Source organism: Paenibacillus sp. Y916, from assembly GCF_056786435.1.
Window position 1 is genome coordinate 95,515 of sequence record NZ_JBXCJA010000010.1, and the last position, 12,028, is coordinate 107,542.

General features: G+C 42.3%; 13 protein-coding genes and 1 pseudogene. 10 read left to right on the forward strand and 4 right to left on the reverse strand.

The annotated features are described in order from the left end of the window. The first annotated feature begins 196 nt into the window (after nt 1-196). From AC1TO9_RS18715 to groL, 6 genes are all read left to right on the forward strand, one after another. Entirely contained in the window at nt 197-814 is a 618-nt protein-coding gene (locus AC1TO9_RS18715; RefSeq protein ID WP_482056204.1) for a 5-formyltetrahydrofolate cyclo-ligase, read from the forward strand. A gap of 40 nt (nt 815-854) precedes the next feature. After that, nucleotides 855-1,340: a MogA/MoaB family molybdenum cofactor biosynthesis protein gene (locus AC1TO9_RS18720; RefSeq protein ID WP_482056205.1), complete on the forward strand. Its 486-nt coding sequence runs from the start codon at nt 855-857 to the stop codon at nt 1,338-1,340. Between the two features lie 162 nt (nt 1,341-1,502). Further along, on the forward strand, nt 1,503-1,724 hold the full coding sequence (locus AC1TO9_RS18725; protein WP_482056206.1) for a twin-arginine translocase TatA/TatE family subunit: 222 nt from the start codon (nt 1,503-1,505) through the stop codon (nt 1,722-1,724). Between the two features lie 92 nt (nt 1,725-1,816). Next, nucleotides 1,817-2,590: a twin-arginine translocase subunit TatC gene (gene tatC, locus AC1TO9_RS18730; protein WP_482060137.1), complete on the forward strand. Its 774-nt coding sequence runs from the start codon at nt 1,817-1,819 to the stop codon at nt 2,588-2,590. A gap of 224 nt (nt 2,591-2,814) precedes the next feature. Further along, nucleotides 2,815-3,096 (forward strand): co-chaperone GroES, encoded by a 282-nt coding sequence (gene groES / locus AC1TO9_RS18735; protein WP_482056208.1) that lies wholly within the window; start codon nt 2,815-2,817, stop codon nt 3,094-3,096. A gap of 63 nt (nt 3,097-3,159) precedes the next feature. After that, a complete protein-coding gene (groL, locus tag AC1TO9_RS18740) occupies nt 3,160-4,788 on the forward strand; it encodes a chaperonin GroEL (RefSeq protein WP_482060138.1) in 1,629 nt (542 codons plus the stop codon). Nucleotides 4,789-5,011: 223 nt separating this feature from the next. On the opposite strand, the gene AC1TO9_RS18745 is transcribed toward groL, so the two are convergent. The 4 genes from AC1TO9_RS18745 to AC1TO9_RS18760 form a co-directional block, all read right to left on the reverse strand. Continuing rightward, complete coding sequence (locus AC1TO9_RS18745; RefSeq protein WP_482056210.1) at nt 5,012-5,164, reverse strand: hypothetical protein; 153 nt, start codon at nt 5,162-5,164, stop codon at nt 5,012-5,014. Next, nucleotides 5,128-5,721: a hypothetical protein gene (locus tag AC1TO9_RS18750; protein WP_482056211.1), complete on the reverse strand. Its 594-nt coding sequence runs from the start codon at nt 5,719-5,721 to the stop codon at nt 5,128-5,130. Before AC1TO9_RS18750 ends, AC1TO9_RS18745 begins: the two co-directional genes overlap by 37 nt. 2 nt (nt 5,722-5,723) lie before the next feature. After that, a complete protein-coding gene (locus tag AC1TO9_RS18755; RefSeq protein WP_482056262.1) occupies nt 5,724-6,023 on the reverse strand; it encodes an Arm DNA-binding domain-containing protein in 300 nt (99 codons plus the stop codon). A gap of 422 nt (nt 6,024-6,445) precedes the next feature. Then, the gene (locus AC1TO9_RS18760; protein WP_482060139.1) at nt 6,446-6,625 is read right to left on the reverse strand and encodes a hypothetical protein; all 180 of its coding nucleotides are present in this window, start codon (nt 6,623-6,625) and stop codon (nt 6,446-6,448) included. Between the two features lie 198 nt (nt 6,626-6,823). Here AC1TO9_RS18760 and AC1TO9_RS18765 point away from each other — a divergent pair, with 198 nt between their 5' ends. The 4 genes and pseudogenes from AC1TO9_RS18765 to AC1TO9_RS18780 all read left to right on the forward strand — a co-directional run. Beyond that, nucleotides 6,824-7,117 (forward strand): phage tail protein, encoded by a 294-nt coding sequence (locus AC1TO9_RS18765; protein ID WP_482056267.1) that lies wholly within the window; start codon nt 6,824-6,826, stop codon nt 7,115-7,117. Further along, entirely contained in the window at nt 7,020-7,259 is a 240-nt protein-coding gene (locus AC1TO9_RS18770; RefSeq protein WP_482060140.1) for a tail fiber protein, read from the forward strand. The genes AC1TO9_RS18765 and AC1TO9_RS18770 overlap by 98 nt, the downstream gene beginning before the upstream one ends. 141 nt (nt 7,260-7,400) lie before the next feature. Next, the gene (locus AC1TO9_RS18775) at nt 7,401-11,084 is read left to right on the forward strand and encodes an S-layer homology domain-containing protein (protein ID WP_482060141.1); all 3,684 of its coding nucleotides are present in this window, start codon (nt 7,401-7,403) and stop codon (nt 11,082-11,084) included. 352 nt (nt 11,085-11,436) lie between these two features. Then, nucleotides 11,437-11,649: pseudogene (locus tag AC1TO9_RS18780) on the forward strand (hypothetical protein); the annotation flags it as partial. Nucleotides 11,650-12,028: the final 379 nt, after the last annotated feature.

Genomic DNA, 12,028 nt, shown 5'->3' on the forward strand with positions numbered 1-12,028 from the left:
TTTGTCCTTATATAATAGCTATTTTACATTAAAACAATCCAATAGGCGACTTGTTAGCAGGAGTTCTGCTTAATCTTGGCGAAAAGAAAGTAACAATGGTACACTATATAAAAAATATATGTGACAGATTGTCAAGTTATATGGGTCAGAACCTGACTTTTTGAACAACCTCATTGAAGAAGGCAGTTGCATACGAATGAATGGAAATAAATCTCCATTATCTATCGATAAAACAACGATGCGTTTAAAGTTGACAGAGGCGCGAAATGAACTATCCGAGAAAGAGCGCGAACAGTGGTCTAACGAGGCCGTTGGGTATATTATAGAAGAATTCGAAACTTTGGAAATTAGGAACTTTCTAGTGTACATACCTTTTCGCTCAGAACTGAATACGAGACTTTTAATTGAATGGGGCTGGAACAAGGGAGTGGAAGTGCTCGTTCCAAGATGTGATCCCAGTGATTACTCTATGGAGATGTATCGCCTTCGAAATTGGAATGAGCTTGCTCCAGGTGCCTATGGTATAGAGGAACCCGACCCCATACGTACTACTGCTGTAGGATATCAATTTGTCCCGGAGGCTATTGTCCTTCCAGGTCTTGCATTTGATAGGGTTGGAGGAAGATTAGGTTACGGGAGCGGATACTATGACCGACTCTATGAGCGGTTACAACTATCGATTGAGGCTGCTAAGCCTCCCATCTTGATTGGGCTTGGCTACAACATGCAGGTCGTGGACAAGGTGCCAATGGATGAACATGATGTAGCGCTCAACATGCTCGTCACTGAGAAAGGTATTGTGGATTGTAAATAAATAGAAGTAATTTATTTCAATGGACAGGTGGGGTGATCATATGGTGTGGAAAACTGCGATCTTAACAGCCAGCGACAAGGGAGCTAGAGGAGAACGCGAAGATACAAGTGCCCAGGTCATCCGGGAGTTGGTAGAAGAGGAATTGGGTGGGGAGATTGTGGAATACCGAATTGTGCCCGATGAACAAGATGAAATCATGGCATCACTCATTGAACTAACGGATTATTTCAAGGCAGATTTGATTCTGACAACGGGTGGGACGGAGCTAGCTATTCGAGATGTAACTCCAGAGGCGACGAGTCTGGTTATTGAGCGCGAAGTACCTGGAATGTCGGAAGCGATGCGTAGTGCTTGGATGGAACGGAATCGGGCAGCTATGCTATTTCGAGGGATTTGTGGCATAAGGGGTCGAACATTGATTGTTAATCTACCAGGTACCCCTAGAGGTGTACATGAATGTTTAGCAGCACTAATGGATCAGCTCCCTGAAGCGCTACTGATGGTAACAGGTCAATATCGTCAATAAGTCTATCTAATTCCTATAGATTGTGCTCCAAAATCATTGTGTTTATGTGATTTATGTTATGGTATAATAATTTCACTAGGCACTATGTTGGAATGTTGAATGACATCAGTTCTATTAGATTACCATTGGAGTTAAATGGTTTACAATAAGGAGGTATATGTTATGGGAATTGGAACACCAGGAATTGTTCTGCTTGTCATATTAGCGCTGTTGCTGTTCGGACCTCATAAATTACCGGAACTAGGTCGTGCTGTTGGTCGGACATTCCGTGAGTTTAAAGCAGGAGCACGTGACATTATGGAAGATCCGATCAAGTCGAATAGCGATGTCCAACAAACGGATGCAACACGTAATGATCAGGACAATAAGCGTCTTCCAGAATAGGTTTTCAAAGGATATTCGTAAGCCTTGAATCCCTTCCTCGTGGGGAGGGATTTTGTTCTGTCCAAAATTGCTTAGGGATCAGAGGTGGTAACATGTCAGAAGTGCGTGATGAAATGTCTATATTCGAACATTTAGGTGAGCTACGTAAGCGGATTATTTACGTATTGATCATTTTTATTGCTGGTCTTATTATTGGCTTATTTCTCGCTGGTCCGATCTATCAATACTTAGTGAATGCAGATCATGCTAAGGATTATGTGCTTAATGCGTTCTCCTTCTGGGACGGTATTGGTATTTATATGAAAATAGCAATGGCTGTTTCATTGGTTCTATCCATCCCCATGATTGTGTATCAATTATGGTCCTTTGTTAGTCCAGGTTTAAGGGAAGTGGAACGGAAGGCATCGCTGAGATATGTACCGTATGTATTCATTCTATTCTTAGTGGGTCTAACGTTCGCGTATTGTATTGTATTTCCGATGGCTTTATCTTTTAGTAGAGCAGTTACTGCAAGTATGGGACTTACGGAAACGTACGGAATTACACAATACTTTAGTTTTATGTTTGCACTCGTCATTCCTTTGGCACTATTATTTGAGTTACCTGTTCTGATCATGTTCCTTACCAAGATTAGAATTTTAAATCCTCTTCGTTTACGAAAAATGCGCAAGATTGCTTACTTTGTACTCGTATTCGTTGCCGTTGTTATTACTCCTCCAGATTTCATCTCTGATTTTCTTGTGGCAATTCCACTCGTTGCACTATATGAGTGCAGTGTGTTTCTGTCGTCTCTTATATACCGTAAACAATTAGCATCGGATGCGGCAATAGAGGCGAGTTACTCACAATCGACCGATAAAATATAATGACGATACACCTAATTAAGGCATAATTAGGGGATGAATGGATAGAATGAAAGAGATCACACAACTTTTTTTGAGAAAATGAGCAAAGGGACTTGAAAAAAGTGCCCAAGTTGAGTATCATAAAAATTGGTTGTTAGCACTGATGCTTGTCGAGTGCTAATACATATTTCGACAGATGTTACTGCATAACAACATACTATATTATTTTAAGGAGGCTATTTTTCATGATCAAACCATTAGGTGACCGCGTATTGGTAGAACCAATTGAGCAAGAAGAAACAACGGCATTTGGGATTGTCCTTCCAGACTCCTCTAAAGAAAAGCCGCAAGAAGGCAAGGTTATCGCTGTAGGAAAAGGTGCGGTAAAAGATGGAGTGCATGTTGCTCTTGAAGTAAAAGAAGGCGACAAGGTACTTTTCTCTAAATACGCTGGAACAGAAATCAAATATGAAGGTAAAGAATATTTGATTATGAAAGAAAGCGACATCCATGCAATATTAGGCTAATTTAGCTAAAACATACGAAGTGAAAAACAGTAATTTATAATTTAAAGGGAGGTTTATATCACGATGGCAAAAGATATTAAATTCAGTGAAGACGCTCGTCGTTCCATGCTCCGCGGTGTGGATGCTTTGGCAAATGCAGTAAAAGTTACATTGGGACCAAAAGGACGTAACGTAGTTCTTGAGAAGAAATTCGGTAGCCCGCTTATTACCAATGATGGTGTAACGATTGCTAAAGAAATCGAACTAGAAGACGCTTTCGAGAACATGGGTGCTCAACTTGTTAAGGAAGTAGCTACGAAGACGAATGATGTAGCCGGTGACGGAACAACTACAGCAACTGTTCTTGCTCAAGCTATGATCCGCGAAGGTCTTAAGAACGTAACTGCTGGTGCTAATCCAATGGTTATTCGTAAAGGGATCGAGAAAGCAGTTAAAGCTGCTGTTATCGAATTGAAGAACATTGCTAAACCAATCGAAGGCAAACAATCTATTGCACAAGTTGCATCGATTTCTGCTGGTGATGATGAAGTTGGCGAATTGATCGCTGAAGCAATGGAAAAAGTGGGTAATGACGGTGTTATTACTGTTGAAGAATCCCGCGGATTCGCAACTGAAATGGAAGTCGTGGAAGGTATGCAATTCGACCGCGGTTACATTTCTCCATACATGATTACAGATACGGATAAAATGGAAGCTATTCTTGAAAATCCATACATCCTAATTACAGATAAGAAAATTACGAACACACAAGAAATCTTGCCATTGCTTGAGAAAATCGTGCAACAAGCTAGACCACTTGTATTGATTACTGAAGATATCGAAGGCGAAGCACTAGCTATGCTGGTAGTTAACAAATTGCGTGGTACATTCAACGCAGTTGCTGTTAAAGCACCAGGATTCGGTGACCGTCGTAAAGCTATGCTTCAAGATATTGCTGCATTGACTGGCGGACAAGTGATTACAGAAGAACTTGGTCTTGATCTGAAAACGGCAACGATTGAACAATTAGGTACTGCACGTCAAGTGCGTGTTACGAAAGAAAACACAATCGTCGTAGATGGTGCTGGTAACAAAGCTGATATCGATGCTCGTGTGAACCAAATTAGAGCTCAATTGGAAGATACAACTTCCGAGTTCGACAAAGAGAAATTGCAAGAGCGTCTGGCTAAATTGTCCGGTGGCGTAGCAGTTATCAAAGTCGGAGCTGCAACTGAAACAGAACTTAAAGAACGCAAACTACGCATCGAAGATGCCCTGAATGCAACTCGCGCTGCGGTTGAAGAAGGTATCGTATCTGGTGGTGGTACTGCACTCGTTAACGTATATAATGCAGTAAATGCTATTGATGTAGAAGGTGACGAAAGAACTGGCGTGAACATTGTATTGCGCGCTCTTGAGGAACCAATCCGCACAATCGCAGCAAATGCTGGTCAAGAGGGTTCCGTTATCGTGGATCGCTTGAAGAAAGAAGCTATCGGCATTGGCTACAACGCTGCTACCGATGAGTGGGTGAACATGTTCGAAGCTGGGATCGTTGACCCTGCTAAAGTAACTCGTTCCGCTCTTCAAAACGCTGCATCCGTAGCTGCAATGTTCTTGACTACTGAAGCGGTAATCGCTGATAAGCCAGAACCAGAAAAACCAGCTATGCCTGATATGGGCGGCATGGGTGGAATGGGCGGCATGATGTAATAAGAGCTGCAAAGCCTTGTGGGGCAAGGGTTTCTCCTCGGGGCAACACTGATTGCCCACATTGTGTAAAATGAAGACACTTTAGAGTGATGGAAATTGCTCTAAGGTGTCTTTTGTTTTTAAGAAAAGGAGGAGACACTGATTTGGATATTGTTGGACGGCAGGAGATGCTTCATTGTAGAAATATAAATACTGTCCTAAACTTCCTAGGACAGTATTTATATTAAACACCTTTCATCAGATCACTGAACTTTTGTGATGCTTCTTTCTTCATTGATTTTGTTATGTGGAGATACATACGCTTTGTGATTTCTTCGTTCTGGTGCCCTAATCTTTCCATTATTTCATGAATGCCGACTCCGGCCTCAGCAAGCAACGAAGTATGCGTATGACGTAGACTATGAGGAGAATTAGTGTCTCATTCAATCCAGCGAGCCTTAGAAGTCTTCTCATGCGGTTTTGGCTCGTTTTAATGAAATCAGAATAGCCCATATCCTTCTCTGTTTTGGCAAATACGAAATCTTGATCGTAATACACATCTCGATGGAGCATCTTAAGCTCGTTTTGATGAGCTTTTAGCTTTTCTAGCTCTTTAACTACCAGTGGGTCTAGCTCGATGGTTCGTTTCGATGTGCTTGTCTTAGGTGTCAGCAAATGATACTCAGTTGCTCGATTAGTTGGATTATAATAAGTTTTCGTTACTGACAACGCATGTTCCTTTAATTCTAAATCTTTCTTTTTTATTGCGCAGAGGTATTTTACTTTATTTTCTTCCGCTTCAATTTCCTCAACTGTTTTCTGGGGGCGAGGCAACTTTGCATATTGTGTTGGTTCGTTTTTGATAATTTCTAACTCTATTGCCTTGGTAAATAGCATTTGTCCTGTGGAATGAACGCCGGCAATCGTATTTAACGCAAAGCCGCGCTCATACAAGTCTAGCAGGCCTTTTGATAAGCTTTCCGGGTAATGCTCTTCACCTGATGATTTTGAAAATAATCGAGCAATCGAGATGCTTCATGCTTTCGAACACGTACGGTACTAATTTTGACAGTGGCTTCACAGAGCTTCAGCCATTCTTCAACTAAAGTGGAGAATAACATCTCCTTTTCTGCTATGTAGGTTTCCTCCGCAAGCTCCGTATGCATCACCTCGCATGCAGCTTGAGCCTCCTTCTTAGTCTTAAACCCGCCCAATTGTCTTTGGATTCGTTTACCCGTGAGTGGATCTCGACCGATATCAAGGGTGAATGACCAGGTCGCATCACACTATTGTAAATCACATATTAATAAACTTTGAAAATAGCATTTTATCCAAACCTCACGCGATAAAAAAGCCAAGCACAGCGCACCTTCTGAACTAGGCTGGAAATCATTCGGCGACTACAGAAGAAACGGATATTGGTTTGACGCTGGGGCAGCTTGAGGATGTTCAATAGCATTTGCCCTGAGGGAGAACAAGGCGGCGAAGTCGTCAAATTGGCGCAAACTTGTTTAGGTGCCCCATACAGTCAGCCGATGCTAACCGAAGACACAGCGATTTATTACCGTCGATGCTCGAATAAAACTAAAACGTCTTTATCACAATAGGATGAATATCAGGAGACGAGCCTGTAGGCTCGCATCCTGAATGAGATTATGATGCTCGTGGGTGGAGCGTCTTATTTGATATTGACTCCAGCGCTTGCGTAGCCTTGTATCGTAGTGGCGACGTCAAGTCCGGCAGTTACGGTATCTGTGTACACGAGCAGAAGTCGTGCGTTGGCTGCAACGGGTATGTTTAATCCGGTAGTTATTCCATGGGATTGAGTACCCATTGCCAATATTTTGTGCGAATGCAATTGACATCTGCGATGAAGTCAAGTCGCAAGGTTACACGGGCAGAAAAGCGAATGGATCAACTGACAAAAAGTAGATCATCTTGTTTGCCCTACTCAACGACAATGAACTGACCAGAGAAGAATGGAAAATTCAAAATGCGATTTGTTTTGATATAAATAAAGGGTAATGTAATCTGAATTACAAAATTCCACTTCGTTTTGATATATAATAAAAGAAATCACAAGCAAGATTGCTTGCACACCAAAAACCAACAGCAAGAACTTCCTTCGACGGCGACACATCAGGCGCTAGAAAGCTTGGAAAACGCAGATAAGTCTAAGGCAGAAGGCAATACATGGGCAGTGACCGTGTCAACACGTCCAATATATGCAGATACTGCTAATACTACGATGAATGCGGCAGCTATTGGAACTACGGGTGCCAGTCAAGCTTACAACAACATGCAGCCATATATTGCTGTTTCATTTTGTATTGCGCTGCAAGGAATTTAACCGTCAAGAAATTAGGAGGTGTAGTCATGGATCCATATGTAGGAGAAAATTATTTGCTGGAAATTATGCACCGGTAGTCTGGGCACTATGCAATGGGCAAATAAAGAATATTCAACAAATGCTGCTTTATACAGTGTTATAGGCAATAGTTATGGTGGAGAATTATTGCAATTGGAAGGTGTATTTCCGCCGAAGCAGTAGTTTCTGAAAACTGCCTTGTAGTTTTACTTTCAAGGAAATTTTCATGTTGTAATCCTATTAAATGGTTAGGTGGTAAAAATGCATGAAGAATAAAATTGGTATTCATATTTTTCTATCGATCGTTTTAATTTTTTCTTTATTTCTAGTTTTCCCATCTCGTATGGAGGCAGCCTCAGATGTGTTGAATCCGACAGATTTTGATCCTAGACTTGAAATTAATTATGCAGCGTCAGTGAACACTGCGCCTAATTTGCAGACGATAGGCAACGAGTACGTGAACGAAGGAGATCTCCTAACGTTTAAAGCAACAGCATCAGATGCGGAGGGAGATACATTAACGTACAGTTTGGGTAACGCTCCGACAGGAGCAAGTATTAACTCTACGACGGGTGTATTCAGATGGACGCCAACGGAAGAGCAGGGACCAGATAGCTTTATAATTAAAGTAATCGTAAGTGATGGAGCATTAACAGATGAAGAGGAAATCATAGTTACGGTCAATGAGGTAAATGAGGCACCAGTACTTGGTGCAATAGGAAACAAAACAGTAGATGAAGAAACACTACTTACCTTTACAGCAACAGCAACAGATGCAGATCTGCCAGCGAATACGTTGACGTACAGCCTAGTAGGAGCGCCGTCAGGAGCGAGCATTAATCCAATAACAGGTGTGTTTACATGGACACCAACGGAAGCACAGGGTCCGGGAAGCTACACCCTTGAAGTCATTGTTAGCGATGGAGTGCTTAGCGACAGCGAGGAAATTACCATTACGGTTAACGAGACTAATGCAGCCCCAATACTTGGTGCCATCGGTAATAAGACGGTGAACGAAGGAAGTGAGCTAGCCTTTACGGCAAAAGCGACAGATGCAGATTCGGCTATCTTGACGACGTACAGCTTAGTTGACGCTCCGATAGGAGCAAGCATCAATGCTACGACGGGTGTATTCACATGGATACCAAGTGAAGCGCAAGGTCCGTCTAGCTATACGTTTACGGTTCACGTAAGTGATGGAACTTTAACAGATGAAGAAGAAATTACGATTACGGTGAATGAAGTGAATATAGCACCAGTGTTAGTTCCAATAGGCAACAAGTCGGTTAATGAAGACAGTCCGTTAACGTTTACAGCAACGGCAACAGATACAGACCTGCCAGCGAATACGCTGACGTATAGCCTGGTTGATGCGCCAACAGGAGCAGGCATCAACGCTACGACAGGTGTGTTCACATGGACCCCAACGGAAGCGCAAGGTCCCGGAAGCTTTGTACTTAAAGTTGTCGTAAGTGATGGCGCGCTAAGTGATGAAGAGGAAATCACGGTTACGGTCAACGAGGTCAACACTGCACCCGTACTTGCAGCGATTGGAGACAAAACGGTAGATGAAGAAACGCTGCTTACGTTTACAGCAACGGCAACGGATGTTGACATGCCAGCGAATACGCTGACGTATAGCCTAGTTGATGCACCAACAGGAGCCAGCATTAACGCTATAACAGGTGTGTTCACATGGACACCAACGGAAGCCCAAGGTCCCGGAAAATATACGTTTATGATTTCCGTAACTGATGGAGCATTAACAGATGAAGAGGAAATGACGATTACGGTAAATGAAGTGAACGCAGCGCCAGTGCTTGCAGCAATTGGCGACAAGATGATAGATGAAGGAAGTCAGCTAACCTTTACGGCAACAGCTACAGACCCGGACTCGGTTATCTTGACGTACAGCTTAATAGACACACCGACGGGAGCAAGTATAAACTCAGCGACTGGAGTATTCACATGGACGCCATCGGAAGCCCAAGGCCCGTCTAGCCATACGTTTACAGTTCATGTAAGTGATGGAGCATTAACAGATGAAGAGGAAATTACGGTTACAGTAAATGAAGTGAATGTAGCTCCAATGCTTGCGTCAATCGGCAACAAAACGATAGATGAAGGAAGTCAGTTAACGTTTACGGCAGTGGGAACAGATGCAGATCTGCCAGCGAATACGCTGACGTACAGACTGGTTGATGCGCCGACAGGAGCAAGCATTAACGCTACGACTGGTGTGTTTACATGGACGCCAACGGAAGCACAAAGTCCCGGCATCTTCACATTTAAAGTAGTCGTGAGTGATGGTTTGCTAAGTGATGAAGAGGAAATTACGGTTACGGTTAACGAAGTGAACACAGCACCAGTACTAGCTGCAATCGGAGACAAAACGGTAGATGAAGAAACGCTGCTTACCTTTACGGCAACGGCAACAGATACAGACCTGCCAGCGAATACACTAACGTACAGTTTAGTTAATGCACCGACAGGAGCTAGTATTAATTCAGCGACAGGCGTATTTACATGGACACCAACGGAAGCACAAGGTCCCGGAAGCTACACCTTTGAAGTTGTTGTTAGCGATGGAGTGCTTAGTGACAGCGAGGAAATTACGGTTACCGTTAACGAAGTGAATGCGGCACCTGTAAAAGCAGTGTATACTGATGTCGGTCTACCTGAGCCCTCAGGAAATGCAGTTCATGTATTAGTTAACGGGAAGGTTGTGGACGCAGGTACTGCAACGATTTCTGAAATAAATGGACAAAAAGTGATTACAGTTGCAGTACATGATCAAAAGTTGATGCAACGGTTAGAAGAGGAAGGTAAGCAAGCAGTCATTACGATTCCTGTTACAACAGATAGTAATGTCGTTATTGGTGAGATTAATGGGCGTATAATTAAAAACATGGAAAAGCAGCAAGCGATTATTGTACTACAAACGAATAATGCTTCATACACGATATCAGCAGAACAAATTGATATTACAGCAATTTCTTCTCAGCTTGGAGCAAATGTGGCATTAGAGGATATGAAATTATTAATCGAAATTGCTGAACCGCTCAAGGACATGTTGAAAATTGTCGAAGCTGCAGTTAATCGTGAAGGGTTAACACAAGTTGCTCCACCGCTTAACTTCAAGGTTAGCGTGGAGTATGACGGGCGTACAGTAGAGATATTGCGATTCAACGCCTATGTTGAGCGTACGATAGCTATTCCAGAAGGGACCGATCCGAACCAAATAACAACGGGTATAGTTGTAGAACCAGATGGCTCAGTTAGACATATACCGACTCAAATTACTAAAGTCGGTGACAGATATTATGCGGTCATTCAAAGCTTGACCAATAGTACTTACTCTGTTGTCTGGAATCCGTTATCATTTATTGATGTCGAGAATCATTGGGCGAAGGCAGCAGTCAATAATATGGGATCTAGGATGGTTGTAAACGGAACAGGAAATGGGATGTATCATCCTGATCAGGATATTACTAGAGCCGAGTTCGCTGCTATTATTGTTCGTGGGCTAGGACTGAGTTTATCACAAGAAAATAGTTTATTCACAGACGTAGGTACAACAGCTTGGTACCGCAGTGCAGTTCAGACTGCATATGAATATGATCTAATTAATGGATTTGAAGATGGAACTTTCCGTCCGAATGATAAAATTACGCGTGAGCAAGCAATGTTAATTGTGTCTAAAGCGATGATAATTACAGGGCTAAAAGAAAGTGCAACAAATCAATCCAATCTCGATGTAATTCGTTCATTTTCTGATGCTAGCACTGTATCTGAATGGGCGCTGGATGGCGTTGCAGACAGCGTGAGCTCAGGTATCATTTCAGGCAGAAATAATAACTTGTTAGTACCTAAAGCTAACATTACTAGAGCAGAAGTAGCAATGATTATACAAAGGCAACTTCAAATTTCCGATCTGATTAAAAAATAAAGTAAACAACAGCATCTGTTGCGGCTATGTTCTTGACAACTGAAGCGGTAATCGCTGATAAGCCAGAAAAAGATAAGCCAGGCATGCCTGATATGGGCGGCATGGGTGGAATGGGTGGAATGATGTGATGAAATCATTATCGAAGTAATTCGATGATGAGCGACCGCGCTTAAGCGGTAGATTTCATCGTCGATGGAGCAGAAAAACGCTCCGTGCGTAATCAGGCTGAGAAGCCTGTAATGCAAAAATGAGAGACCTTTCATGAGTTCATTGAACTTTTGGGAGGTCTCTCATTATTTTTGATGTAGTCGTATTGATTTCGCAAACATTTCGACGTAAAATCTAAATTCACGGAGCTGGCGGGAAAGTGATGCGCCGCATTGGACGCTCCAAACCAAAACGGATCGTCTATGTATCATGCAATCCTGACACACTCGCAACGGACATAACTGAATTGCTGCCATTCGGCTACACGCTTCAATCCGTGCAACCTGTCGACCTGTTCCCGCATACTGTGCATGTGAACTGTGAGATCAAACAACAGAAAAGCGATACTTATTTATAAAGCATCGCCTCTCTGATCAAAAAACTTTGTCGTACATGGAGTTGTATGCTAACAATTGCTAACGCGATCAAGTTAAAATCGTTAACTAATGTGCAAGATGTTACAGATTGAAATTTGAAAAAAGCTGATATATCGCACATTTAGGACACACCGTTAACGATGTTACAGCTTTTCATCTTATGGGCGGCATGATGTAATAAGGGAAGCCCCTTAATACATCAATGCTTTTCGACTAACCAATGCAATTTCCTTGTTGTGAATAAAGTAAGCCTCTCGTCAGTGTTTGTACTGATGAGGGGCTTTTTATTTGGTGATTTTTAATGACAATCAATAGATCTTGATAAAATCTTGAAATCTTTTTGCTAATATCGATTCCAGA